Genomic DNA, 26,311 nt, shown 5'->3' with positions numbered 1-26,311 from the left:
CGCCGTCGGTGCCTGGATCAGCCCGCTAATCGCAGGGAGTAATACCATGCCCGACGCCCCCGCCGACCTCATCCTGTACAACGGACGCCTGCACACCGTCGATCGCAAAAAACCTCAAGCCAGCGCCGTCGCGATCAAGGACGGACGCTTCGTGGTGGTCGGCAGCGATGCCCAGGCCATGGCCCTGCAAGGCCCCGGCAGCCAGATTATCGACCTGCACGGTCGCACGGTGATTCCCGGCCTTAACGACTCGCACCTGCACCTGATCCGTGGTGGCCTCAACTACAACCTCGAACTGCGCTGGGAAGGCGTTCCCTCGCTGGCTGACGCGCTGCGTATGCTCAAGGATCAGGCCGACCGCACACCCACGCCACAATGGGTACGAGTGGTCGGTGGCTGGAACGAGTTCCAGTTCGCCGAAAAACGCCTGCCGACGATTGATGAACTGAACAAGGCCGCGCCGGATACCCCGGTGTTCATCCTGCACCTCTACGACCGTGCCCTGCTCAACCGCGCGGCATTGAAAGTGGTCGGTTATAACCGTGACACGCCGAACCCGCCGGGTGGCGAAATCCAGCGCGATGCCAATGGCGACCCGACGGGCATGCTGATCGCCCGCCCCAACGCGATGATTCTCTACTCGACCCTGGCGAAAGGGCCGAAGTTGCCGCTGGAGTATCAGGTCAACTCCACCCGCCAATTCATGCGCGAACTCAATCGCCTGGGTGTCACCAGCGCCATCGACGCCGGCGGCGGTTACCAGAATTATCCGGACGACTATCAAGTCATCCAGCAACTGGCCAAAGACCAGCAGCTCACGGTGCGCATTGCCTACAACCTGTTCACGCAAAAACCCAAGGAAGAACTGAGCGACTTCAAGAACTGGACCAGCACCTCCCACTACGGTCAGGGCGACGATTTCCTACGGCACAACGGTGCCGGGGAAATGCTGGTGTTCTCGGCGGCCGACTTCGAGGACTTCCTCGAGCCTCGCCCCGACCTGCCGCAAACCATGGAGCAGGAACTGGAACCGGTGGTCCGCCATCTGGTGGAACAGCGCTGGCCGTTCCGTTTGCACGCCACGTACAACGAATCCATCAGCCGTATGCTCGACGTATTCGAGAAGGTTAATCGCGATATTCCGTTCGATGGTTTGCCGTGGTTCTTCGACCACGCGGAAACCATCACCCCGCAGAACATCGAACGGGTTAAAGCCCTCGGCGGTGGCATCGCGATCCAGGACCGTATGGCATTCCAGGGCGAGTATTTCGTCGACCGTTACGGCGCCAAGGCTGCCGAAGCCACGCCGCCCATCGCTCGTATGCTGGCCGAAGGCATTCCGGTCGGTGCCGGCACCGATGCCACGCGCGTCTCCAGCTACAACCCCTGGACTTCGCTGTACTGGCTGATCAGCGGCCGTACCGTCGGTGGTCTGGCGCTGTACCCGCAAGGCTTGAGCCGCGACACCGCGCTGGAACTCTTCACCCATGGCAGCGCCTGGTTTTCCTCCGAGCAAGGCAAAAAAGGCCAGATCAAGGTTGGGCAACTGGCCGACTTGATTGCGCTGTCGGCGGACTATTTCCACATCGAGGATGAAGCAGTCAAATGGATCGAATCGGTACTGACCATCGTCGACGGCAAGATCGTCTACGGCAGCGTCGAGTTTGAAAAACTCGGGCCGCCTCCCGTCCCGGTGGTGCCTGAATGGTCGCCCGTCGCCAAAGTACCGGGCCATTGGAACCCCCTGGCGCCGCTGACCGCGCAGGTTCATCAATGTGTCGGGGCTTGCGCGGTGCATGCGCATAGCCATGAACGGGCGCGGCTGTCCTCGGCGCCTGTCAGTGATTTCGCCGGTTTCTGGGGGGCCTTTGGTTGTTCGTGTTTTGCGTTTTGAAATGAGCCGCTAAAAGATCGCAGCCTGCGGCAGCTCCTCGATCCCTGTAGCAGCTGGCGGAGCCTGCGTTCGGCTGCGCAGCAGTCGCTAAACCAAACGCTGCGGTGTCTCAGATAAACCGCGTGCACAGGATTCACGACTGCTACGTCCGAACGCGGCCCGAACCGAACGCAGGCTCCGCCAGCTGCTACATGAACTGATCCGGCGGTATCCGTTTACAATGCCTGCACTTTCCCCACCGGCCGCCCCATGGACATCGATCTCGCCCGCACCTTTCTGGAAATCGTCCGCCACGGCAGCCTTGCCGCAGCCGCCGAAAAACTTCACGTTACCCAGACCGCAATCACCGCGCGCGTGCAGAAACTCGAGAGTCAACTGGGCAGCACCCTGTTCGTGCGCAACCGCGCCGGTGCGCGCCTGACGCCGAACGGTGAAGCCTTCGTGGTCTACGCCAATCAACTGGTCGAAACCTGGGAAGCGGCGCGACGGGACTTGCCGTTGCCCGAGGGTTACCGCGACGTGTTGCACATCGGTGGCGAGGTCAGTCTGTGCAACCCGCTGATGCTCAGTTGGGCCGGCGCACTGCGCGAGAAGATTCCCAGCCACGCCCTGCGCATGGAAATTCGTGACGGTGAAAACCTGCTGCGCCAACTGGAACTCGGAGTTCTGGATGCCGCGCTGGTTTACCAGCCCGAGTATTGGCCGCGCCTGCAAGTCGAACAGGTGCTGGAAGAAAAACTGGTCCTCATCCGCCTGGCCGCAAGACCCGATCCCTACGTGTACATCGACTGGGGCCCGGACTTCCGCCGTCAGCACGATGCGGCCCTGCCGGAAAAAGCCAAAGCCGCGCTGAGCTTCAACCTCGGCCCACTGGGTTTGCAGTACATTCTGGAAAACGGCGGCAGCGGCTACTTCCGCACCCGGGTGGTCCAGAGTTATCTGCAAAGCGGTGTGCTGGAGCAAGTGCCCAAAGCCCCCGAATTCAGCTACCCGACCTATCTGGTTTACTCCCGCGACCGCGATTCCGCGACCTTGCAACGCGCCTTCGACCTGCTGCGCGAAGTGATCAAATCCGACGATGACTGGTCGCAACGCTGGAACCCGCTGATCTGAATCCGGTTTGCACCGGAGCATGGCATGTGTGACCTCACGGTTCGGCCCGCCTGAAGCGCCGGGATCGTCTAATCTGCTGGAGATAACAATAACCACAGGTGATTGCAGTGAGGCAGACCACCGAAGCATTCCGCGCCCGCTACCGCGCTGCTATTCATCCCCTCTACAACCCATGGCTGCACGGCGCATTTGTGCTGCTGTTCGGGGTGCTGGCCATCGGCGGATTCTGGAGCACCGTGCACCAGGTCCAGCCACTGGAATGGTTGGCAATTCCGTTGACGTTGTTGTTCTTCAACTTCGGCGTGTACATGGTCCATCGGCACTTGGGGCACCGTAAAAAAAACTTCGCGCGAATGTTCTACGCACGCCATGCCGGCGACCATCACAGCTTTTTCGCCCCTGGCCACATGACCTATGACAGTGCCCGGGACTGGCGGGTGATTCTGTTTCCAGCCTGGCTGATCGTGTTGCACACGGTCGTCATCACCCTGCCCGTCTGGTGGCTGCTTGAGCAGTTCGATGCCAACGTCGCCGGAATGTTCGGCGGCTGCCTGGTTCTCGGCTACCTGACCTATGAAGTGTTCCATGCCTGCGAGCACCTGCCGCCGGAGAACCCCGTCACACGGTTGCCGTGGATCCGCCAGATGCGCCGCCTGCATGAACTGCATCACCGTCGTGAGCTGATGCAGGAACGCAATTTCAATATCGTTTTTCCGCTGATGGACTACCTGTTCGGCACCCTTTATTGGGAACCGGAACCGACGGACCTGCACCCGACGAGAACAACCATGACCCGCATGCAGCATCAGATCGACATTGCTGGAAACCCGATTGACGTGCTCGCCTATGCCAGCACCGTAACCCGTTGGCCGGAGTGGCATCCTTCGTCCCTCAAGGTCGATGGCCAGAGCGGTCCGCTGCATGCCGGGGGGCGGTTCGAGGAAGACATCAAGGCGGGCGGGCGTGAGGGACACTTGCACTGGGAGGTTAACGAATACCTGCCAGGACGCCGCTGGAGTGCCTGGGCCCATGACGATCACGGGTTGTCTTTAGTGGTGACTTATGAATGCAAGGCCCAGGGCGCTGGCACACACTTTGTCCGCACCCTGGAGTATCGGTTCAGCGGCCTGGCGATGCGCATTGCCAATCGACTGCTGCTCAAGCGCCGCATCGATCGTGAGTCGGCAGCTTCGATGTTGGCATTGCGCGAGATGGCTCAAAAACAACTGGCCCCGGCAGGAGTCAGCGCGTGAGTCGAACCATCAAGTTTCGCCATCTGTTGTTGCTGATAATCGTCGCCATCGGCGCCTTTCTGCTACTGATGCCAACCAAGGTTCAACCGGTGGCCTGGACACCGCTACCGGCGCCCTCTCTCACCAGCGGCATCTACGCCGACAATCAGCGCCTCAAAGGCGTGGAGCGCGTCGGCGTCGCCGATATCGACGGGCCGGAAGCGTTGCTGCTGGAGGAAAACGTTCTCATCACGGGTTTGCATGACGGCCGATTGATCCGTACCAGCCTCGACGGCAAGGTCACCAAGGTCCTGGCCGATACGGGCGGCAGACCCTTGGGCCTGGCCCGTCATCCCAGCGGTCTGCTGGTGATTGCCGACGGGGTCAAGGGCTTGCTGTCACTGGATGCCCAAGGCCGCCTGATTCCATTGACCACGGAGGCCAACGGCGTGCCCTTCGGTTTCACCGACGACGTGGCGATCGACAAGTCCGGGCACTACGCCTATTTCAGTGATGCCTCCAGTCGCTTTGGCTACGGCAGTGACGGCGACGCGATCATCGAGCACGGCGGCGATGGCCGCTTGCTGCGTTATGACTTCCAGACCGGAAAGACCGCGGTCCTGCTGGATAAGCTGGAATTCGCCAACGGCGTGACGCTGGGACCGGACGATGCCTTTGTGTTGGTCAACGAAACGGGCGCCTATCGCATCAGTCGTTACTGGCTGAGCGGACCGAAAGCCGGCACCCGTGATCTATTCATCGACAACTTGCCAGGGTTGCCGGACAACCTCGCGTTCAATGGCCGCGACCGCTTTTGGGTGGCGCTCTATGCACCGCGCAACGTGCTGCTCGATGCCACCGCACCGCATCCCTTCGTGCGCAAGATGATCGTGCGAGCCATGACTTTCCTGCCCAAACCGTTGGAGAAGCGCGCCTTTGCGCTGGGGCTGGACCTGGACGGTAAAGTGATCGCCAACTTGCAGGACGGCAGCCGCGACAACTACTCGCCGATCACGACCGTTCGCGAGTACGGGGATTGGTTGTACTTCGGGTCGTTGAAGGCGAAAAACATGGCGCGATTGCCGTTGAGCACTGCGTTGCAGTAAACATCAAAAGATCGCAGCCTTCGGCAGCTCCTACATTGACTCCGCGTACACCTGTAGGAGCTGCCGAAGGCTGCGATCTTTTGATCTTGGTTTACCGCGGATCCATCTCACCATCGCGTACCGCGTTATCCGTTTCTTCAAGCACCCTGTGCGGGTCCATGGCGGTGGAGTCATCCTCGTCCATCGGGATGGCACCTTCGTTGTTCGGCAGTTCGTCGATTCCCGGGTCATCTTCCGGGTTGACAGTGGTGCGTCCTGGACTCAGGGGTTCGGGATGTGTCGGGATGGGGTCGTAGCCACCCTGTTCTTCGCTGGGAAACTTTTCATTACCGGGGATGAGTGGTTCGGTCATGGGGCACCTCGCATGGAGCCGTAAATTCGGACTCTGAACATTCGAGGTGCCGGTATTTATCGCCGTTCCCATTTTTCAGTCACCGATCGTCGGTGACCAGACAGGGCGCGTCAGGACGGCGTCTGGAGTCGATCAACGATCTTTTGCTTAACCTCCACGCGCTTCGCCTTGAGCTTCTTCAATGCGTCATCACTGGGCGCATCCGATTGGGCGGTTTCAGCCTTGACCACCTCGGCGTCCGCCTGCGAATACTTGTTGATCAGTGAATCCAGTAACGGATCCTTGGTGCGTTTTTGCTGGATATCTTCCTTTGAAAGCTTGAGATCCTGATAAAGGTCGTGTGGCACCGGCATGGAACACCTCCGTTTGTTGATCGGAGGCAAACGCGATCAATTGCGTTCACCAACTATCAGAATGGCCTCGGTTAGCCGGTTCTGTCGACCGCCTATCAGACCAGCGGTGCCCGTTCGTCGCCCTGCCGCAAACGCAATAAAACCTTTGTCCGCTGGTCGGCCTCCACAGATTAACGATCAATCGATCGCCCATGAAAACCTGTGTGGAGAATAACCAATGGACGGATTTACCCTGCGCCACCTCAGTTTGGCCGTAGCCTTGAGCACCAGCATGGGCACGGCGTTCGCCGCCACTTCCAATGACTTCGTCGACAGCGCGGCCGCGGGCGGTATCGCGGAAGTCGAAACGAGCCGACTGGCCCTGGAAAAAAGCTCATCGGCGGACATCAAGGCATTCGCCAAAATGATGATCACCGACCATTCCAAGGCCAACGATGAACTGGCGGCGCTGGCAAAAAAGCATGACATCGAGGTACCGGACAGCACGACGCTGGTCAAACAGGCGAAAGAGAAAATCCTCGACTTGCGTGATGAATCCTTCGACGCGGCCTATGCCAACAATCAGGTGAAGGCTCACGAAGACACCCTCGAGCTGTTCAAGAAAGAAGCCAACACAGTGACAGACGACAAAGTCAAAGGCGCCACGGCGCTGAAAGGTTTCGCGCAAAAAATGCTGCCGGCGCTGGAGAAACATCTGGATATGGCGAAAAAGCTCCAGGCTGCCCACCCCAGTAAATAACGCTCACAAAAAGTAAGGTCCACAAAAAGGCCGCATCGATTGATGCGGCCTTTTCACGACTTGCCTAGCCGCCATCGGTGTCGATGTCTGCATCGGTGTCATCCCCGGGTTTGGGCCGGTCGGGATTGGGCTTGAAACCCGGGCTGAACTCATTGTCGTTATCGGTGTGGAGTTGCTTCTGGTCGACCGCTTGGTCTGCGCTTTCCGGTTCGGCTGTTTTGCCGTTGTCCTCACGACCACTGTCATCTTTCATAAGTACCTCGTTCATCACTGCACGTGCGCGGCTGAAACAGTCGGGCCTTGAAGATTCGAAGCCGCCCGGCAAGCAACGTTCCATCGAATGGATCGCCGACCCGTAGGAGCTGCCGAAGGCTGCGATCTTTTGACTTTGATCTTCGGCAATCCCCGAAGCTGCCAAAAGATCGCAGCCTTCGGCAGCTCCTACTAGAGTCCATGTGCACCGGATCAAAATATCCTGCCGGGCGAACAACTATCTCATTCGGCAAAGGTCTCTGACTTTACACCGGTCAATATTTGGGAACCGGCAAACACTTCCAGGGAGTCAAGGCACATGGCAGCACTGCAAACCAGCACACTCGATGCGATGACAAAAAACCAGACGCAACTGTTGGCCGAATGGACCAAAGGCCTTGAAGCCAGCGGTGCCGCGCGCAACCTCAAAGAGCAGGATCTGCGGCAGCAGACAGCGGAGTTCCTGCAACTGATCGTCTCGGGCCTTGAACGAGGCAACGGCCAGAATATTGCGGCACCGGGCTGGGACGAGATTCGCCAGTTCCTCGAAAAACTCTCCCACAGCCGCGCCCTGCTTGGCCAGGACTCGTACCAGACTGCCAGCTTCATCTTTGCACTGAAAGGCCCGCTGTTTGCGCTCCTGCAGAATCACTACCAGGACAATCCGGCGCTGTTGGCCGAGCAAATATGGGAAGTCTCCGAACTGCTCGATGCCCTGGGCATGCACACCATCCGCACCTTCCAGAAGTCCCGCGAAGCAGTGATCAAGCGCCAGCAGGAAGAGCTGCTGGAACTGTCGACCCCGGTGGTCAAGCTCTGGGATGGCGTGCTGGCGCTGCCGATGATTGGCACCCTCGACTCACAACGGACTCAGGTGGTGATGGAATCGCTGTTGCAGCGGATCGTCGACACCGGTTCGGAGATCGCCATTATCGACATCACCGGCGTGCCGACTGTCGATACGCTGGTGGCTCAGCACCTGCTCAAAACGGTGACCGCCATTCGCTTGATGGGCGCCGATTGCATCATCAGCGGTGTGCGTCCGCAGATCGCCCAGACCATCGTGCACCTGGGGCTGGACCTGCAAGGCGTGGTCACCAAGGCCAACCTGGCCGATGCCCTGAAACTGGCCCTGACCCGGCTCGGGTTGACTGTCAGCAAGGCGGACTGAGCCGATGGAGCGCATTCCGATTTTGCAAATGGGCGACTTCCTGCTGGTGACGATCCAGGTCGACATGCATGACCAGTTGGCCCTGACCCTTCAGGACGACCTGTCCGAGCGCATCAGCAAGACGTCGGCCCACGGCGTGCTGATCGATATCTCTGCGCTGGACATGGTCGACTCGTTCATTGGCCGGATGATCGGCACCATCTCCGGGCTGTCGAAAATCATGGATGCCCAGACCGTGCTGGTCGGCATGCAACCAGCCGTTGCCATTACCCTGGTTGAGCTTGGCCTGACCCTGCCCGGCGTCAGCACCGCGCTGAATGTCGAGCGCGGCATGAAACTGTTACAGGAACGAGTACGCGAGCAATGACCGTGCGCAGCAGCGGCACTCACCCGATTCACATCGAGCAGGACGTGGTGCTGGCTCGGCAGACGGCGCGCAAGCTGGCCACCGAGTGCGGCATGCGCCTGATCGACCTGACCAAACTGGTGACGGCGGTCAGTGAGCTGGCGCGCAACACCATGGTCTATGGCGGTGGTGGTGACATGGACTGGCAGATCCTCGACGACAACGCACGCACCGGTTTGCGCCTGACCTTCCGCGACGAAGGACCGGGCATTGCCGACGTCAAACTGGCGATGACCGACGGCTGGACCTCCGGCAACGGCCTGGGGCTGGGCCTGACCGGCGCCAAGCGGCTAGTGGAAGAGTTCGAACTCGAGACCGCGCCAGGCAAAGGCACTCGCATCACGATCACCCGATGGACATGAATATGGCGGGTTCAATGACGCAAGTGCTGCCCATCGAAGACAGCAGCCAAGTCGGCCATGCACGGCGCACGGCGCAGAAACTTGCAGAAGAACATGGCTTCGACGCCACCGATGCCGGACGCGTGGCGCTGGTGGCTACCGAGCTGGCCAGCAACATTCTCAAGCACGCCGCCCGGGGGGAACTGCACCTTCGGATCGTGCCCCGAGCGTCAGGCGCGGGGATTGAAATGCTCGCAGTCGACCGCGCTCAAGGCTTTGATTTGCAGGCATGCCTGACCGACGGCTTTTCCACCGGCGGCACCCAGGGCATCGGGCTTGGAGCCGTGTCGCGCCAGACTGAAGTGTTCGACGTCTATGCCGACTCACGGGGTGCCGTGCTGCTGACGCGGCTGTATCCGCGCAGCGACAAGGCCCCGGACCGGCGAGTCGGCATCAGCCAGCACTCGCTGCACAACGATCCTGCCTGCGGCGATGTCTGGCACCTGGCATTCGACGGGACACGCATCAGCGCCTTGGTGATCGACGGCCTGGGGCATGGCGAAGAAGCCGAACGTGCCGCCCGCGCCGGTGAGAAGACTTTCGCCCTGTCGCCTTTCGCCTCACCCATGCTGTTGCTTGAGGACATTCATCAAGCCATGATCGGCACCCGCGGAGGTGCGCTGGCGATCGCGCAGTTCGACGGTGACCAGCTGAAATTCGTCGGGATCGGCAACATTGGTGCCTGCCTGATCGCACCCGACAAATCCCGCGGCCTGGCTTCCCACCCCGGCATCGTCGGCGGCCAATACCGAAAGGCGCAACCCTTTGACTATGCTCAAGTGAACGGACATTTGTTGATCATGTACAGCGACGGCCTGCAGTCCCGTTGGAACCTGCAAGATTACCCCGGCCTGGTGCACCGCCATCCCGCCGTGATTGCCGCCATTCTGCACCGCGATTTCTGCCGTGGACGGGACGATGTCACGGTATTGGTCATTGCTCTGGAGGCCGTCCATGGCTGAGTCACCCATGAGTCAGATTGACGAGCAAGCGGCGCTGGTTGCGCAGTTGCAGGCCGAAGCCTGTGCCTTGCGCGAAGAACTGGATGAGACCAACCAGGGCGTTCTGGCGCTGTACGCCGAGCTCGACACCCAGGCTGAACAGTTGCGTCAGGCCTCGGACCTCAAAAGCCGTTTTCTGTCGTACATGAGCCATGAATTCCGCACGCCACTGGGCTCGATTCTGAGCATCACCGGCCTGCTGACCGATGAACTCGACGGGCCCTTGAGCCCCGAGCAGCATAAACAGGTAGCCTTCGTCAGCGGTGCCGCGCGCGAGTTGAGCGACATGGTCGACGACCTGCTGGACCTGGCGAAAATCGAAGCCGGGCGCATCACCATTTCACCCGCCTGGTTCGACATGCTCGACCTGTTCGCCGCCCTGCGTGGCATGTTTCGACCGATTGTCGACGCCAGCGCCGTGGACCTGATTTTCGAAGAACCGGTGGGCCTGCCCAAGCTGTACACCGATGACAAGAAACTCGCGCAGATCCTGCGCAACTTCATTGCCAACTCGTTGAAGTTCACCACCCGCGGGGAAGTCCGGGTCTCGGCCCGGCTGGAGGGCCGCGACCAAGTGCGCTTCGCCGTCAGCGATACCGGAATAGGTATCGCCCCGCAGCTACATGGCGCATTGTTCGAGGACTTCTCTCAAGTCGACTCACCGTTGCAAAAACGCCTTCGAGGGACCGGGCTCGGACTGTCCTTGTGCAAACGCTTCGCGCAGCTGCTGGGTGGCGACGTCGGGGTTCAGAGCACGCCGGGCACAGGCTCGACCTTTTTCGTGATCATCCCGCTGGCCATCGCCATGGAGCCCGTCGATGAAGCGTGACATCCGTTTGCTGATCGTCGACGACAACGTCGCCACGCGCTACGCCCTGCGCCGACGCCTGGAGCGCCACGGCTATGAAGTGCTCGAAGCCGGCACCGGCACCGAGGGCCTGGAGCTGATTGACAGCGTGGCGATCGACGCGCTGATCCTCGACGTCAATCTGCCAGACATGAGCGGCTTCGACATCGTGCGCAAACTGCGCACCGAACCCGCCACGGCCCTGCTGCCGGTGATTCACGTCTCGGCGGCCTCGATCCAGACCGGCGACATCATTACCGGCCTGGACGCGGGTGCCGATGCCTACCTGATCCACCCGATAGATCCAGATGTACTGCTCGCGACCTTGCGCACCTTGCTGCGGGTGCGTGATACCGAAAATGCCTTGCGCGAAAGCGAGGCGCGGTTTCGGGAAATCTTTGTCAATGTCTCGGCGCCCATCGCGGTGCTGGATGCCGAGTTGAAGGTGCATGAATGCAACCATGCCTTCGCGCAACTGATTCAGAACAACCTCAACCCGGACACCTTGCGCGAGTGCTTTGCCGACGATCAGGACGTCGTCATCGAGGAACTGCGTCTGCGTCTGGCCTATGGCGAGCGCTGGAAAGGCACCCTGAGCATGCGGGTCCACGGTGAGGTTCGCGAAACCGAGTGGCAGATTTCGCCGTACCGCACGCCGGAACTGAGCCTGGTGTTTGTCGAGGATGTCACTGAACACCGTCACCGCGAACGCTCGCACCTGGCCCGACTGGACGACGCCACCACCCAGTTGGCCAAAGAAGTCGCCGAGCGAGCGCGAACCGAAGCTCAACTGCTGCAAGTGCAGAAAATGGATGCACTGGGCAAGCTGACCGGGGGCATCGCCCACGACTTCAATAACTTGCTGACCGGCATCATCACCAGCCTGGAACTGATCCAGAAACGGGTTGCCGCCTCACGCACCGACAAGGTTCAGTTTTACGCCGAAGCCGCCTTGAACTCGGCCATGAGTGCCGCGTCCCTGACCCATCGCCTGCTCGCCTTCGCGCGCCAACAGCCACTCGATACCCGGCCCGTGGATATCAACGAGCATGTGCGTTCCCTTGAAGAATTGCTGGTGCGCACTATCGGCGAGCGCATCGCGCTGAAACTCGAATTGACCTCTAAACCCGCCATTGCCCTGGCCGACCCCTTTCAGCTCGAAAGCGCGATGCTCAATCTGGTGATCAACGCTCGCGATGCCTTGCCCCAGGGCGGCAACATTTGGGTCAGCACCTATGCCGCCTACTCCCATGGCGACCCCAATCTGGCCGATGGCGCATATGTCGCGTTGTCGGTGCGCGATGACGGCACCGGTATCGAACACAGCGTGATCGACAAGGTGTTCGACCCGTTTTTCACCACCAAGCCGCTGGGCCAAGGCACCGGGCTGGGCTTGTCGACCATCTATGGGTTCGCCCGGCAATCGGGTGGCGATGCACACATCCGCAGCGTCGCCCGGCGCGGCACCGAAGTGACGATTATGCTGCCGGCCAGTTCCAGCCCTACGGCCGGCGAACTCGAGCCAGCCACCGTCGATCCTCAGGGTGCCGGCGAACATGTGTTGATCGTCGAGGACACGCCGTCGGTGCTCATGTTCGTGGCCGAAGTGTTGGCGGATGCCGGTTACCGTTGCACTCAGGTGGGCGACATCGAAGGTGCCCTCGAGCGCCTGCAAAACGATGAGTCCATCGACCTGCTGCTGACAGACGTCGGACTGCCGCGCATGAGCGGCCGCGAGCTGGCCGATGTGGCACGGGGCTGGCGCGAAAAACTGCCGATCCTGTTCATGACCGGTTATGCCGAAACCGCGATCAACCGTCAGGTGTTCCTCGGCGATGGCATGGAGATGCTGATCAAGCCGTTCCAGATCAATGAGCTGCTGGACAAGGTGCGGCGCACGCTCGACAGCGCTTAAAGATTAAAAGATCGCAGCCTTCGGCAGCTCCTACAAAGGATCGGCGTACACCTGTAGGAGCTGCCGAAGGCTGCGATCTTTTGATCTAGACCAAGGTTCTGGCCAAAAACGGTGCCGTCCGGCTCTTTTTGCTGTTGGCCACTTTCTGTGGCGTGCCACTGACGACAATCTTCCCACCCTGATCCCCCGCCCCCGGGCCGATGTCGATCACCCAGTCACTCTGCGCCACCACGCGCATTTCATGCTCGACGACGATCACCGTATGCCCCGCCGTCACCAGCGTATTCAACTGTTCGAGCAAGCGATCGACATCCCTTGGGTGCAAACCCGTGGTGGGCTCGTCGAGCACATACAGCGTCGCTCCGCGCTGGTTGCGTTGCAGCTCGGTGGCCAGCTTGATCCGTTGGGCTTCACCGCCCGACAACTCGGTCGCCGGCTGGCCGAGGCGCAAGTAACCCAGGCCGATATCGCGCAGCACCTCCAGCGAGCGGCGAATACCCGGTTGCTCGGCAAACACCGTAACCGCTTCGTCCACCGTCAGTTGCAGCACCTGGGCGATGTTCAACCCTTGCCAGATGATTGCCAGCGTCTCGGGGTTGTAGCGCGCGCCATGGCAGGTCGAACACGGTGCATAGACGCTGGGCATGAACAGCAACTCGACGCTGACAAAGCCTTCACCTTCGCACGTCGGGCAACGGCCCTTGGCGACGTTGAAGGAAAACTGGCCCGCGTCGTAACCCTCGGCCTGCGCTTCAGGAGTGGCGGCGTACAGCTTGCGCACGTTGTCGAACAGCCCGGTGTAGGTCGCCAGGTTCGAACGCGGCGTGCGGCCGATGGGTTTCTGATCGACTTGCACCAGGCGCTTGATCGATTCCAGCCCCGCCGTAACCTGACCGCCGCTCATTTGCGGTGCGTCGTCTTCAAGGCTCAACGCTTCTGGCTCGCTCTCACTTGCCGCGCGCCCGAGATGCGCGCCCACCAGTTCCAGCAACGCCTGACTGACCAGGCTCGATTTACCGGAACCGGAGACGCCCGTCACCGCGGTAAAACAGCCCAGCGGAAACTCGACGCTGAGGTTGTTCAGGTTATTACGGGTGATGCCTTCCAGCCGTAGCCAATCGTTCGCCTTGCGGCTCGCTTGGGGCTGAGTGACTTGCTCGGCGAACAGATAAGCGCGTGTCTGCGAGTTCGTCACCTGCGCCAACCCCGGCGGTGGTCCGCTGTACAGGATCTGGCCGCCATGCTCGCCGGCCGCCGGGCCTACGTCGATCAACCAGTCGGCGCGGCGCATGGTTTCCAGGTCATGTTCGACCACAAACAAGGTGTTGCCGGCAGCCTTCAGGCGTTGCAGCGCTTCGAACAATGCTTCGCCATCCGCCGGGTGCAATCCGGCTGACGGTTCATCCAGCACGTAGATCACGCCGAACAGCTGCGAACCCAATTGTGTCGCCAGGCGCAGACGCTGCAACTCGCCGGACGACAGCGTCGGCGTGCTGCGTTCCAGCGCCAGGTAACCGAGCCCCAGGTCGGTCAACGTGCTAACCCGTTCCAGCAAGTCCTGAGCGATCCGCTGCGCGGCCAGGCGTTTCTCCACTGACAGATTCGGTGTGTGGCGGACATCCGGCGCGTTGGCGTGACCACTGGCGCCGTGGGCCACTCGTTGCTCGCGGGCCTCGCGGGTCTGCTCGTGCGTCAATACTTCGCCCGCCGCCTCGGTCTGTTCGAGGTAGCTGTGAGCAGCCACTGGTTTCAAGACTTCGGCCACTTGCAGCAACGGCATCTGCGACAGTTCGCCGATGTCGTAACCGGCAAAGGTCACCGACAACGCCTCACGCTTGAGCCGTTTGCCGTCGCACAACGGGCACGGGCTGCCGAGCATGAATTGCGAAACGCGCTTCTTCATCAGCGCGCTTTGGGAATGGCTGAAGGTGTGCAGGATGTAGCGCCGGGCGCCGGTGAACGTGCCCTGGTAACTGGGTTCCATGTTTCGTTTGAGCGCGATTTTGGTTTCTTCGGGGGTGAGCCCGGCGTACACCGGCACCGTGGGTGTTTCTTCGGTGAAGAGAATCCAGTCGCGCAGTTTTTTCGGCAGATCGCGCCAGGGTTTATCGACGTCGTAGCCCATCGTCACCAGGATGTCGCGCAGGTTCTGTCCCTGCCAGGCGGTGGGCCAGGAGGCGACCGCGCGCTGGCGAATGGTCAGGCTCGGGTCCGGGACCATCAGGGCTTCGGTGACTTCATACACCCGCCCCAACCCATGACATTCGGCGCACGCGCCCTGGGGCGTGTTGGGCGAAAAGTCTTCGGCATACAGCATCGGCTGCCCTGGCGGATAACTGCCGGCCCGGGAGTACAGCATGCGGATCAGACTCGACAACGTCGTTACGCTGCCCACCGAAGAGCGCGTGCTCGGCGTACCTCGCTGTTGTTGCAGGGCCACCGCCGGCGGCAAGCCTTCGATGGAGTCGACGTCCGGCACCCCGACCTGATCGATCAGGCGCCGCGCATAAGGCGCCACGGATTCGAAATAGCGGCGTTGCGCTTCGGCATAGAGGGTCGAGAACGCCAGCGACGATTTCCCTGAGCCGGACACGCCAGTGAACACCACCAGGGCATCCCGGGGGATGTCGACATCGACGTTTTTGAGATTGTGTTCCCGGGCGCCGCGCACCCTGACCATGCCGGAGGGAGGGTTGGAGGTGCGTGTGGAAGTCATGAGCAGCCTTAAGAATCGCGATACAAATGTAGGAGCTGCCGCAGGCTGCGATCTTTTGATCTTATGGCGGTCTTGAAATTGCCAGGATCAAGATCAAAAGATCGCAGCCTGCGGCAGCTCCTACAGCGGGTTTGTGTTTAGCCGTTGAGGACGGTGCGCACCATTTGGGTGAGCGCCTCGGGGCCATAGGGTTTGCTCAGCAAGTAAGTGTCGGGACTGAGTTGGTGATTGCGCGAGATCATGTCACGGGTGTGGCCCGAGGTGAACAGCACGGCCACCGGCGGCGTCTGCACCTTGGCCCAGGCGGCAAGGTCCGAGCTTTTGATCAGGCCGGGCATGACCACGTCGGTGAAAATCAGCTCGACCACGGCACCATCCAGCAACATCTGCATCGCGGCGTCACCGTTGGCCGCCGTCAGCACTTGATAACCTTCTTCGCTCAGCAACTCCACCGCTGAGCTGCGCACCGCCTCGTTGTCCTCGACCACCAGAATGGTTTCGTGTCCGCCTCGCTGTTGCGGGTCATGATGTGTCGTTTCGTTGAGCATCGGGCGCAGGCTGCGCGGGAAATACAGCTGCACCCGAGTGCCCTGCCCGACCACGCTGGACATCTCGATATGCCCGTCACTCTGCTTGACGAAACCGAACACCATGCTCAGCCCCAGCCCCGTGCCCTGGCCATCGGCCTTGGTGGTGAAAAACGGTTCGAAAGCCTGTGCGAGTACTTGCGGCGGCATACCAACCCCTTTGTCGGCCACCGCTACACAGACATAGTCGCCAGGGACGATGCCTTTACCTGCACAAAACTTGCGATCAAGGGCAACATTCTCGGCGCTCAGGTCAATGGTTCCCTCGCCTTTCATGGCGTCACGGGCATTGATCGCCAGATTGAGGATGGCGTTTTCCAGTTGATTGCGGTCCACGTAGATATACCAAAGGGCTTCGGCCGCGGTGACATTTATCTGGATGGTTTCCCCCAGCGCCCGCTGCAACAATTCCCCGACCCCATCGAAGACCTGCCGCAGGTCGCAGACCGCTGGCGACAAGGGCTGACGACGGGCGAACGCGAGCAATTGCGAAGACAGTTTGGCGCCACGTTCGACCGCGGCAATCGAAGCGCTGACCCGGCGCTGCACATTGGCGTTGTCCGGTTCATGACGCGCCAGCAAGTGCAGGTTGCCGGCGATCACCTGCAACAGGTTGTTGAAGTCATGGGCCACGCCGCCGGTGAGGCCGCCGATGGCTTCGAGTTTCTGCGATTGACGCAATTGTTCTTCAGCGGCCAGCCGCGCTTCGACTTCGTCGGCAACGCGTTGCTCCAGATTGCGGGTGAACTTGAGCAGGGATTCTTCGGCGGTTTTGCGTTCGTGGATATCGATCAACACCCCGGGAAAACGGAACGGTTCGCCCTGCTCATTGAACTCGCAGCCCCCACTCGCCAGCACCCACAGATAACTGCCATCCGGGCGCAGGACCCGATACTCGGCGTTAAACGGTTCGCCGGTTTCCACTGATTGCTTGATCTGCTCCTGCACCCAGCTGAGGTCATCGGGATGGATCCGTGCTCCGGCGACGTCCATTGGCAGGTCGGCCAGGTTTTGCTCCGGCGGGTAGGAAAAGGTGCGGGCGAAACGCTCATCGCCGGAGAGCACATTGTCCTTGATGTCCCAGACGAACGAGCCGAGCAAAGCCCCGGCATTGAGCGCCAGGCGCACCCGTTCGTTGTCGGCGTGATAGGCGTCCTCGGCGGCCTGACGCCGGCGTTCGGAAATCACATGCTCGGTGGTCTCGACCACCATCGCCATCACCCCGGCCGGTTTCCCGTCGTCATCAGCGACCGGGCTGTAATAGAGGTCCAGCCAGACGTCTTCGGGAACCCCGTCGCGCAGCAACTCCAGGACTTTGTTGCGATAGGACAAGGTGCCGCCGGCCAGGCAGGTATCGACCACATGCCGATTGAATTCGGCGACTTCCGGCCAGCCCAGCTCCACCGGGGAACCCAACAGGTAAGGATGGCGACCACCGGCAAACTTCGAATAAGCGTCGTTATAGATCATGTAACCGGGGCGGCCCCACAGCATCACCATCGGCAGTGGCGACGCGAGCATCAATTGCACCGCGCTGCACAGGCTTCTGGGCCAGGTGTCCATGTTCCCAAGCTCAGTCACGCTCCAGTCGAACGCGCGGATGCGTCCGGCCATTTCACCGTTCCAGCCTGCACACCCATGGCTATCGTCTAGAAACTGCATCGACTGACTCTGTATCCCTGTAGATGACTGGCTTAAGGGATCGCAACGGCATGAGGACGGTGCGTGCCCGTTTGTTTCGAGCATCGCCGCCGCCAATGGTTTCATAGAGGTTAGCTGATTCGCTAAACCTCCGTGGCAGCGGGGCTTTTGTGGCGAGGGAGCTTGCTCCCGTTGGGGGCGCGAAGCATCTACCCTGTAGGAGCTGCCGCAGGCTGCGATCTTTTGACTTTGCTTTTTTAAGGCAAGATCAAAAGATCGCAGCCTGCGGCAGCTCCTACAGGGGAATCGGCGCAGTCCACTACACCTCAATCAGGTGTTTGAGCGGGTGGTAGCCGGTTTTCAGCGTGGCGGCGACGTCGAGGATCGCCTTCTCGATGCCATTCAAATGCATGCAGGTCAGTTCGATCGCGGCGCTCTGATTGCCGGCTTCGATGTACTCGATCAGTCGCAGGTGTTCGTCGTCGCGGCAAGCCTCGTGACTGTCGTCATCCAGCGCGGCGGCGTACAGCGAGGCGCGGGAAATCAGTTTGCGGAACCAGTCCAGCAACACCGGGTTGTTCAGGCTCTGCGCGAGCTTGATATGGAATTCGCCGAGCAAATGAATCAGCCGTTCATGGTCGCCGCTGCGGTGCGCTTCATCTTCCAGTAACAGATGATCACGCAGGTCCTGGGTCACTGCCGTATCACGACGACGGCAGAGCTCGGTGACGATGCCGATCTCGATCAGGCGCCTCGTTTCAAACAGCGAGCGGATCTCCTCATCACTGGGCAACGACACCGACGCCCCTTTGTTGGGCTCGGTGGTGACCAGGCCATCGGCCTCCAACTGTTTGAGCGCAGCACGAACCGACGTCCGGCTGACATTAAAAAGTTCGGCCAATGACGCTTCGCCGAGCTTCATCCCGGGACGCAATGAACGTTTGCTGATCGCCTCGTAAACCCCTTGGTAGACGCGGTCGACCGTGGTCTCGAGTTTTTTCTCGGTCATCTGAACACTCCTTTAGCGCTAAACAACCGGCCCCAGGCGATGAGCAGCCTTTGAAAAAGGGGGTTGCACGAGCAGATTAATCCGGTTATTTCTAGATTGCATCCAGATATTGCATACAATAATTAGAGGAATGCACCATTATGGGTCATCCAACAGCGATTGAAGTGCGTAACGTTTCCAAGCGGTATTCCGACGATCCGGGGCTGGCTCCAGCCCTCGACAACGTTTCAGTCGACATTGCCGACAATGAGTTCTTCACCCTGCTCGGCCCTTCCGGCTGCGGCAAGACCACCCTGCTGCGCACCATCGCCGGCTTCGAACAGGTCAGCGACGGCGAGATTCGTCTGGCGGGCGAGCCGGTCAATGATTTGCCACCGTTCAAGCGCCGGGTCAACACAGTATTCCAGAGCTACGCGCTGTTTCCACACATGAGCGTCGCGCAGAATATCGCCTTCGGCCTCGAGATGCAGGGTCTTGATCGCAAGCTCATCCCGCAACGAGTCGATGAGATGCTGGCGCTGGTGCAAATGCAGCACCTGGCCCAGCGCAAACCGGCCGAATTGTCCGGTGGTCAGCAACAGCGCGTGGCCCTGGCCCGGGCCCTGGCGCCGAAACCCAAGGTGCTGTTGCTTGACGAACCGCTGTCGGCGCTGGACTTGAAGCTGCGCAAGGAAATGCAGGTCGAACTCAAGCGCGTACAGAAGGAAGCCGGGATCACCTTCATTTTCGTCACCCACGATCAGGAAGAAGCCCTGACCCTGTCCGACCGTATCGCCGTGATGTCCGCCGGCAAGATCCTGCAAATCGGTACACCGAACGATATCTACGAACGGCCGCAGCACCAATTCGTTGCGCAGTTTATCGGCGACATCAACTTCCTCCCCGGCCACCTCAAGCGCGGCCAGCAGAACGAAAAACTGTTCGTGCCGAACGGCATGCCGGTGGAGATCCCTTGCCCGGCTCAAGGCTTCGACGGCACCAAAGTGCAACTGGCGTTCCGCCCGGAACGCTCGCAACTGGTCGACCTGGCGCAACCGCATCACCTGCGCGGCGTGATTGAAGCGGTGCTGTATGTCGGCACCGCGACCCTTTACCAGTGCCGGTTGAACAACGACATCAAGGTCATGCTGCGCGAGAACAACGAAGGCCTGAACCGCGGCCGGGTGGTCGGTGATCGCGTCGCGGTCAACCTGCCGCCCCACGCCTGCCTGTTGATGGAGGCCTGAGATGAGCGTCAGCAGCACTTCTCCCGCCCTTAACCGTGCGCTGTTGCTCAGCCCGGTGGTCCTGACTTTGCTGGCGTTGATCGCCATTCCGCTCGGCATCATGGGCTACATCAGCCTGTTGCCGCGCAACGTCTATGGCGGCGTCGACTGGCAGGCCAACTGGCAATTGCAAAGCTACGTGCAGCTGTTTTTCCAGGAAGGTTTTGACGGTGAACTGGAACTGAACTGGGTCTACGCCCAGGCGCTGTTGCGCTCGGTGTTCCAGGCCGGTGGCACCACGTTGCTGTGTTTCCTGTTCGGTTTCCCGGTGGCGTTGTGGATGTCGAGCCTGACACCGCGTCGGCGCAACCTCATGGTGTTGCTGATCACCATTCCGTTCTGGACCAACCTGCTGATCCGCAACTACGCGTGGCTGATCATCCTGCGCGAGCATGGCTGGGTTGCTCAGAGCCTCAACGCGCTGTTCCCGCAGGCGGGCGGCATCACCCTGCTCTACAACGACTTCGCGGTCAGCGTCGGGCTGGTCTACAGCTTCCTGCCGTTCATGATTTTGCCGATCTACTCGACCCTGGAAAAACTCGACTGGCGTCTGGTGGAAGCGGCTTACGACCTCGGCGCCAATCGTTGGCACGCGTTGCGGCGGATCATCCTGCCGCTGTCGATGCCCGGCGTGATTGCCGGCGCGCTGCTGGTGTTTGTGCCGAGTCTCGGTGCCTTCATCACCCCGGCGATTCTCGGCGGCGGCAAGACGTTGATGATCGGCAACCTGATCCAGCAACAGTTCGGCACCGCGCGCAACTGGCCGCTGGGCAGTTCGCTGTCGTTCCTGCTGCTGGGGATTCTGCTGCTGTCCCTGGTGCTTTACGCCCTTTATAGCCGCAGCACCGCCAAAACCCTGCGTCGGGGAGCCACCGCATGATCGCCCTGCACCTGAAAAAACTGCCCCTGACCCGCGAAGTCAGCCTGTTGATCCTGGCCTATCTGTACGTGCCGATCTTCGTGCTGATTGCCTACAGCTTCAACGCCAACCGTTCGGCCACGGTGTGGACCGAGTTTTCCTTTGCCTGGTACGCAAGGATTCTGGCCAACCCGTCGATCCAGACCGCCGCGCTGAACTCGATCATCGTCGCCAGCATCGCCACGGTCTGCGCCACGGCCATTGCCTTGCTCGCAGCACTGGCGACGTACCGGCCGTTTTATGGACAGAAGATGGTCGAAGGCGGGATCAACCTGCCGCTGATCCTGCCGGAGATCGTCACGGCCGTGGCCACGCTGCTGCTGTTCATGGCGCTGGGGATCAAGCTCGGTTTGCTGACGGTAATCGTCGCGCACATCGGCTTCTGCATTCCGTTCGCCTACCTGCCGATCCGGGCGCGGCTCAATGACCTGGACAAGAGCTTGCTGGAGGCGGCGAACGATTTGTACGCCAACCCGTGGCAAGTATTTCGTCGGGTGACCTTGCCGTTGTTATGGCCGGCGGTGCTGTCCGGTTCGGTGCTGGCGTTCGTGGTCAGCCTCGACGATTTCATCATGACCTTCTTCGTCGCCGGCCCCGGTTCGACGACGTTGCCGGTGTACATCTTCTCGGCGATCAAGTCCGGTGTCACGCCGGAGATCAACGCGATTTCGACCCTGATGCTGGTGATTTCCATCGTGCTGGTGGTGCTGGCCTTCTGGCTGGGACAGCGCGGCAAAAACCAATGAGCCTGGAGCCTGCTGTTATGAATAAAAAGCCAATGAAAACAAAAAGCATGCGTTTCGCTATCGTCGGTCTGGCCCTGAGTTGCTTCACGGCGCTCACCGTGCAGGCTGCCGAACCCAAGGAACTGTTCTTCTACAACTGGACCGACTACTACCCGGTGGATCTGCTGGCCAAATTCGAAAAGGAGACCGGGATCAAGGTCACCATGGACGGCTACGACAGCAACGAAACCCTGCTGGCCAAGCTGCAGGCCGGTGGCGCGGCGTATGACGTGATCGTGCCGTCACAATCGATCATGCGCACGTTGATCAACCAGAACCTGCTACTGCAAATCGACGCGTCGACCCTGCCCAACTTCCAGTACGTCAAACCGGCGTTCCGCGACCCGGGTTTCGACCCGGGCCGCAAATTCTCCGCCCCGTACCTGTGGGGCACCACCGGGTTTTCCTATGACAGTGCGCGGGTGCCCGGCGGCAAACTGGACGATTCGTGGAAAGAGTTCTTCGAACCGCGCAAGGAACTCGAAGGCCAACTCGCTGCCCTCGACACCTCCAGCAGCGTGATCAACGCCGCCAGCCATTACCTGAACGTCGATGAATGCAGCGAAAACCCGCAGGACGCCAAGCGCATTCTGGAGCTGCTGCAAAAACAGAAACCGCACTTGAAGATGTACAGCTCGGACAACACCGTCGACCGCATGGCCTCCGGTGAAGTGATCATGATGCAGAACTGGAACGGCTCCACCGCCCGGGCCACGTTGCAAAAAAGCACCATCAAGTACGTGTACCCGCGCGAAGGCCTGGCGATGTTCCAGGACAACTTCGCCGTACCGAAAAGCGCCCCGCACCCAGGCAACGCGAAGATCTTCATCGACTGGATGATGAAGCCGGAAAACGCCGCCGCCGTGTCCAACGCCATCGCCTACGCCAACGGCATCCAGAGCGACAAGTTGATCGACGCCAAATGGCGGGTAATGGACGCGATCAACATGCCCGACGAGTTCGCCTCGCGCCTGCGCCCGGAGAAAGAGTGCAGTAACAAGGCGCGGGAGCTGCAGGACCGGATCTGGTCGAAGCTCAAGGGTTGATTGGCTGACTTGAGACCGAGTCGCGGCCATCGCGAGCAAGCTCGCTCCCACAGGGTTCTCGGTTGGAAAACTATCTTTGTTCCAACACAAACCCTTGTGGGAGCGAGCTTGCTCCGGGCGGCGTTCCGACGATGAGGCCCGACCAAACACCACAAAATTTGAGGCTTGATATGACCCACCCCCGCTGGCTGCGCAACGTGCGGCCCTACGGCTCCCCCGCCGAAGACCTGCTGATCGAAAACGGCCTGTTCAAGCAACGCCGCCCGGCATCGACCGCGGCCCTGACCACCACCGACATCGACGGCCAAAACCAGCTCCTCACCCCTGCCCTGGTTGAAAGCCACGTCCACCTCGACAAAACCCTCTGGGGCCAACCCTGGCGCCCGAACAGCGCCGGCCCGACGCTCAAGGACTACATCGCCAACGAGCGCCGCGTGCTGCGTGAAGTCCAGGCACCGATTGCCCAACGTGCTGGCGCCCTGCTGGAAAACTGCATCGCCCGTGGCTCGCTGACGATGCGTTGTCACGTCGACATCGACCCGGAATTCGGCCTGCGCCACGTCGAAGCCATGCAGCAACTACGCGAAAACTACCGCGACCTGATCGACCTGCAACTGGTGGTGTTCCCGCAAACCGGCCTGATCAGCCGCCCCGGCACCGCCGAACTGATGCGCGAAGCCATGGCCCTGGGCGTGGAAAACGTCGGCGGCCTCGACCCGTGCGGCATCGACAACGACCCGATCGCGCAGCTCGACTTTGTGTTCAAACTGGCCAGCGAATTCGAGCGTGGCATCGACATTCACCTGCACGACAAGGGCGAACTGGGCCTGTGGCAGATCGCACTGATCGCCGACTACACCGAACGCTTCGGGCGTCAGGGTCGGGTGATGATCAGTCATGCGTACTGCCTGGGGATGTTGCCGTGGAGCCAGGTCAAACCGGTGGCCGAGCGTTTGGCGGCGCTGGGCATTTCCCTGATGAGTTCGGCGCCCGCCGATTGCGCGGTGCCGCCATTCCTTGCGTTGCGTGAGACCGGGGTGAACGTGTGCCTGGGTTCGGACGGCATTCGCGATGCCTGGTCGCCCATGGGCAACGGCGACATGCTGGAACGGGCGATGCTGCTGGCCTTTCGTTTCGACTTGAACAAGGACGATGAACTGGCAGCGGCGTTTGAAGCCGCGACGGTGAATGGCGCTCGGGCGTTGGGCTGTGAAGGTTATGGAGTGGAGATCGGTGCGCCAGCGAACTTTTTGCTGATGCCGGTGCAGACGCTGGGTGAGGCGCTGGTGTCGCGTCCGGTGCGGCAGGTTTATCGCAGCGGTGAGTTGATCGCCTCCGGTGGCCGACTGCTGGAAAGTCGCTTGTGAAAAGGATCGGATTGAAAGCCAGCTGCGTGGTCGGCTTCGACGGCACCCGGCATGTGCTGTGGCGCGACGGCGAAGTGGTGTTCGAAGGTTCGCGCATCGTGTTTGTCGGACGTGATTATCCGGGGCCGGTGGATCAGTGGATTGATTATGGCAACGCGTTGATCGGTCCGGGCTTCATCGATCTGGATGCGCTCGGGGATCTTGATTCGACGGTGCTGACGCTGGACAACGGCGATGAACGCGACATGGGCCGGATGTGGTCCGAGGACTATCTGGCGGCGGGTCCGAGAGAGAGTTACAGCCCTGATGAAGAAGTCTTCAAATACCGCTACGCCTTCACTCAGCTGATCCGCAACGGCATCACCACCGCCATGCCGATCACCTCGATGTATTACCGTGAGTGGGCCGAAACCTACGACGAGTTTTCTGCGGTGGCCGGTGTGGCGGCCGAGTTGGGGCTGCGGACTTACCTCGGCCCCTGCTACATGAGCGGCATGAGTTACTGGCGCGCCGAGGGAAGCCTCGGGCATCACTGGGATGAAGCACGAGGCATGGCCGGGCTCGATGCCGCTGTCAGGTTTTTCCATGATTTCGACGGTGCACATGAGGGTTTGATTCGCGGCGCGCTGCTGCCGGACCGCATCCAGACCTGCACCCCAACCCTGCTGCAACGCACCGCCGCGCTCAGCCTGGAACTGAACGCGCCGATGCGGTTGCATTGCTGCCAAGGGCTCGGTGAGGTGGCGATGGTCGAGCAACTGCGCGGGACTTCGCCGCTGGGTTGGTTGCAGCAACTGAATCTGTTGACCCCACGCAGTCTGCTGCCCCACGGTCTCTACACCTCAGGCGATGACGATCTGCAGCGCGTGGTGGATGGCGGCGCGAGTCTGGTGCATTGCCCGGTAGTGTTTGCCCGTGATGGCGAAGCGCTGAACTCTTTCGGTCGCTATCGGGCCAAGGGCATCAACTTCGCCTTGGGCACCGACACCTGGCCGGCGGATTTGCTGGAAAACATGCGTCAGGGTCTGAACATCGCGCGATTGATGGAGGGCGGCAACTCGCTCACCACCACCCTGGATTTTTACAACGCCGCCACCCTCGGCGGCGCCAAGGCTTTGGGCCGCGATGATCTGGGCCGCTTGGCACCGGGCGCCAAGGCCGACATCACGGTGTTCAGCCTTCGTGGCCTGCATTTGGGGCCGCTGTTCGACCCACTGAAAAACCTGGTATTGGCCGGGCGCGGCGATGACTGCATCGCCAGCTACATCAACGGCCGCTGCGTGATGCAGGACGGTCAGGTCCAGGGCGTCGACTACCCCGCCCTGCAACGCCAGGCCCAACAACAATTCGAAAAACTGATGCGCAGCCACAGCGACCGGGCCTTCGGCCAACCGGACTGGAAAGGCCTGTTCAAACCGGCCATCCCGTTCGCTGACGACTACAGCGCACACGCGCCGCTGAGCGCGATTGATCCACTTCTTTAGAGAATTCTGCCCATGCAAAGCTTTGACTTCAGCCAATTGAGCCCGCGAGACAAGTACAAGATTTTGATCGGCAGCGTGGTGCCACGGCCGATTGCCCTGGTCACCACCATCGACGGCGAAGGTCGGATCAACGCCGCGCCCTTCAGCTTCTTCAACGCCCTCTCGGCCGACCCGCCGATCCTCGCGTTGGGCGTGGAAAACTACGGCGACCAAAGCCCCAAGGACACCACGCGCAATATCCAGCTCAACCAGGAATTCACCGTGAACATCGTCAGCGATGCCCTGGTGGAAGCCATGAACGTCTGCGCCGTGCCGTTCGCCCCCGGCTTCGACGAGCTGACAGCCGCCGGCCTCACCGCCATACCCGGCACCACGGTCAAATGCCCACGGATTGGCGAAGCCCCGGTTGCACTGGAGTGTCGACGGATGATGGCGCTGTCCATCGGGCAGTCACGGGAGATTATCTTTGGCGAAGTGCTGATGGCGCATGTACGGGATGAATTGATCGACCCGAAAACCTTGTATATCGATCAACTCGGGCTCGATGCCATTGGCCGGATGGGTGGGCATGGATATGCACGCACCCGCGACTATTTCGATTTGCCGACACGCTCGTTGCAGGCGTGGACGGAGGCGCCGGGGGGTGGGGAGCGGTTTTGGCCTGAGACCAAGTAGTGATCACTCACCTATTCTGTAGGAGCTGTCGAGTG

Annotated in this window: 24 protein-coding genes; 18 read left to right on the top strand and 6 right to left on the bottom strand. The window is 60.8% G+C overall.

Annotated features, from left to right (window positions below):
• The first annotated feature begins 46 nt into the window (after positions 1 to 46).
• The 4 genes from VD17_RS05125 to VD17_RS05110 all read left to right on the top strand — a co-directional run bounded on the left by VD17_RS05125 (position 47) and on the right by VD17_RS05110 (position 5,345).
• Positions 47 to 1,894, top strand: a complete 1,848-nt coding sequence (locus VD17_RS05125; protein WP_046052948.1) for an amidohydrolase — start codon at positions 47 to 49, stop codon at positions 1,892 to 1,894.
• 249 nt (positions 1,895 to 2,143) lie between these two features.
• Positions 2,144 to 3,007: a LysR family transcriptional regulator gene (locus VD17_RS05120; protein WP_046052947.1), complete on the top strand. Its 864-nt coding sequence runs from the start codon at positions 2,144 to 2,146 to the stop codon at positions 3,005 to 3,007.
• Between the two features lie 107 nt (positions 3,008 to 3,114).
• Positions 3,115 to 4,260, top strand: a complete 1,146-nt coding sequence (locus VD17_RS05115) for a sterol desaturase/SRPBCC family protein (protein ID WP_046052946.1) — start codon at positions 3,115 to 3,117, stop codon at positions 4,258 to 4,260.
• On the top strand, positions 4,257 to 5,345 hold the full coding sequence (locus tag VD17_RS05110) for an SMP-30/gluconolactonase/LRE family protein (protein ID WP_046052945.1): 1,089 nt from the start codon (positions 4,257 to 4,259) through the stop codon (positions 5,343 to 5,345). Before VD17_RS05115 ends, VD17_RS05110 begins: the two co-directional genes overlap by 4 nt.
• A gap of 91 nt (positions 5,346 to 5,436) precedes the next feature.
• On the opposite strand, the gene VD17_RS05105 is transcribed toward VD17_RS05110, so the two are convergent.
• Together VD17_RS05105 and VD17_RS05100 are read right to left on the bottom strand one after the other, a co-directional pair.
• Positions 5,437 to 5,697, bottom strand: a complete 261-nt coding sequence (locus tag VD17_RS05105) for a hypothetical protein (RefSeq protein WP_046052944.1) — start codon at positions 5,695 to 5,697, stop codon at positions 5,437 to 5,439.
• A 110-nt stretch (positions 5,698 to 5,807) separates the two neighbouring features.
• On the bottom strand, positions 5,808 to 6,050 hold the full coding sequence (locus VD17_RS05100) for a DUF465 domain-containing protein (RefSeq protein WP_033061630.1): 243 nt from the start codon (positions 6,048 to 6,050) through the stop codon (positions 5,808 to 5,810).
• Positions 6,051 to 6,267: 217 nt separating this feature from the next.
• On the opposite strand from VD17_RS05100, the gene VD17_RS05095 reads away from it, so the two are divergent.
• Positions 6,268 to 6,789, top strand: a complete 522-nt coding sequence (locus tag VD17_RS05095) for a DUF4142 domain-containing protein (RefSeq protein WP_046052943.1) — start codon at positions 6,268 to 6,270, stop codon at positions 6,787 to 6,789.
• Positions 6,790 to 6,853: 64 nt separating this feature from the next.
• Here the strand turns inward: VD17_RS05095 and VD17_RS05090 are convergent, their stop codons facing one another.
• Positions 6,854 to 7,042, bottom strand: coding sequence for a hypothetical protein (locus tag VD17_RS05090; protein ID WP_185753106.1), 189 nt, complete (start codon positions 7,040 to 7,042; stop codon positions 6,854 to 6,856).
• Positions 7,043 to 7,360: 318 nt separating this feature from the next.
• Here VD17_RS05090 and VD17_RS05085 point away from each other — a divergent pair, with 318 nt between their 5' ends.
• From VD17_RS05085 to VD17_RS05060, 6 genes are read left to right on the top strand one after another with little or no spacing between them, the layout of a single operon-like run.
• Positions 7,361 to 8,212 (top strand): STAS domain-containing protein, encoded by an 852-nt coding sequence (locus VD17_RS05085; protein WP_046052942.1) that lies wholly within the window; start codon positions 7,361 to 7,363, stop codon positions 8,210 to 8,212.
• A gap of 4 nt (positions 8,213 to 8,216) precedes the next feature.
• Positions 8,217 to 8,579, top strand: coding sequence for an STAS domain-containing protein (locus VD17_RS05080; RefSeq protein WP_033061627.1), 363 nt, complete (start codon positions 8,217 to 8,219; stop codon positions 8,577 to 8,579).
• Positions 8,576 to 8,980 carry an anti-sigma regulatory factor gene (locus VD17_RS05075; protein WP_046052941.1) on the top strand — a complete coding sequence of 135 codons (405 nt, stop codon included), beginning with the start codon at positions 8,576 to 8,578 and terminating at the stop codon, positions 8,978 to 8,980. The genes VD17_RS05080 and VD17_RS05075 overlap by 4 nt, the downstream gene beginning before the upstream one ends.
• Complete coding sequence (locus tag VD17_RS05070; RefSeq protein WP_046053091.1) at positions 8,977 to 9,981, top strand: ATP-binding protein; 1,005 nt, start codon at positions 8,977 to 8,979, stop codon at positions 9,979 to 9,981. Before VD17_RS05075 ends, VD17_RS05070 begins: the two co-directional genes overlap by 4 nt.
• Positions 9,974 to 10,849, top strand: coding sequence for a sensor histidine kinase (locus VD17_RS05065; protein WP_046052940.1), 876 nt, complete (start codon positions 9,974 to 9,976; stop codon positions 10,847 to 10,849). Before VD17_RS05070 ends, VD17_RS05065 begins: the two co-directional genes overlap by 8 nt.
• A complete protein-coding gene (locus VD17_RS05060; protein ID WP_046052939.1) occupies positions 10,839 to 12,782 on the top strand; it encodes a response regulator in 1,944 nt (647 codons plus the stop codon). The genes VD17_RS05065 and VD17_RS05060 overlap by 11 nt, the downstream gene beginning before the upstream one ends.
• An 85-nt stretch (positions 12,783 to 12,867) precedes the next feature.
• Here the strand turns inward: VD17_RS05060 and uvrA are convergent, their stop codons facing one another.
• The 3 genes from uvrA to VD17_RS05045 all read right to left on the bottom strand — a co-directional run bounded on the left by uvrA (position 12,868) and on the right by VD17_RS05045 (position 18,735).
• Positions 12,868 to 15,498 carry an excinuclease ABC subunit UvrA gene (gene uvrA / locus VD17_RS05055; RefSeq protein WP_046052938.1) on the bottom strand — a complete coding sequence of 877 codons (2,631 nt, stop codon included), beginning with the start codon at positions 15,496 to 15,498 and terminating at the stop codon, positions 12,868 to 12,870.
• 137 nt (positions 15,499 to 15,635) lie between these two features.
• Complete coding sequence (locus tag VD17_RS05050; RefSeq protein ID WP_080931964.1) at positions 15,636 to 17,747, bottom strand: hybrid sensor histidine kinase/response regulator; 2,112 nt, start codon at positions 17,745 to 17,747, stop codon at positions 15,636 to 15,638.
• A gap of 298 nt (positions 17,748 to 18,045) precedes the next feature.
• Complete coding sequence (locus tag VD17_RS05045) at positions 18,046 to 18,735, bottom strand: GntR family transcriptional regulator (protein ID WP_008154995.1); 690 nt, start codon at positions 18,733 to 18,735, stop codon at positions 18,046 to 18,048.
• 140 nt (positions 18,736 to 18,875) lie between these two features.
• On the opposite strand from VD17_RS05045, the gene VD17_RS05040 reads away from it, so the two are divergent.
• From VD17_RS05040 to VD17_RS05010, 7 genes are all read left to right on the top strand, one after another.
• Entirely contained in the window at positions 18,876 to 19,961 is a 1,086-nt protein-coding gene (locus VD17_RS05040) for an ABC transporter ATP-binding protein (protein WP_046052936.1), read from the top strand.
• Position 19,962: 1 nt separating this feature from the next.
• Positions 19,963 to 20,880, top strand: coding sequence for an ABC transporter permease (locus VD17_RS05035; RefSeq protein WP_046052935.1), 918 nt, complete (start codon positions 19,963 to 19,965; stop codon positions 20,878 to 20,880).
• Entirely contained in the window at positions 20,877 to 21,665 is a 789-nt protein-coding gene (locus tag VD17_RS05030; RefSeq protein ID WP_046052934.1) for an ABC transporter permease, read from the top strand. The genes VD17_RS05035 and VD17_RS05030 overlap by 4 nt, the downstream gene beginning before the upstream one ends.
• Before the next feature lie 32 nt (positions 21,666 to 21,697).
• A complete protein-coding gene (locus tag VD17_RS05025; protein ID WP_046053090.1) occupies positions 21,698 to 22,750 on the top strand; it encodes an extracellular solute-binding protein in 1,053 nt (350 codons plus the stop codon).
• Positions 22,751 to 22,920: 170 nt separating this feature from the next.
• Complete coding sequence (locus VD17_RS05020; protein ID WP_046052933.1) at positions 22,921 to 24,117, top strand: amidohydrolase family protein; 1,197 nt, start codon at positions 22,921 to 22,923, stop codon at positions 24,115 to 24,117.
• Positions 24,114 to 25,601, top strand: a complete 1,488-nt coding sequence (locus VD17_RS05015; protein WP_046052932.1) for an amidohydrolase family protein — start codon at positions 24,114 to 24,116, stop codon at positions 25,599 to 25,601. The genes VD17_RS05020 and VD17_RS05015 overlap by 4 nt, the downstream gene beginning before the upstream one ends.
• A gap of 12 nt (positions 25,602 to 25,613) precedes the next feature.
• Positions 25,614 to 26,276, top strand: a complete 663-nt coding sequence (locus VD17_RS05010; protein WP_046052931.1) for a flavin reductase family protein — start codon at positions 25,614 to 25,616, stop codon at positions 26,274 to 26,276.
• Positions 26,277 to 26,311 lie beyond the last annotated feature (35 nt).

The sequence above is a fragment of the Pseudomonas fluorescens genome (genome assembly GCF_000968015.1).
Classification (GTDB): Bacteria; Pseudomonadota; Gammaproteobacteria; order Pseudomonadales; family Pseudomonadaceae; genus Aquipseudomonas; species Aquipseudomonas fluorescens_W.
Note: the sequence above shows the minus strand (reverse complement) of the source record. Positions and strands in the feature narration are given on the sequence as shown.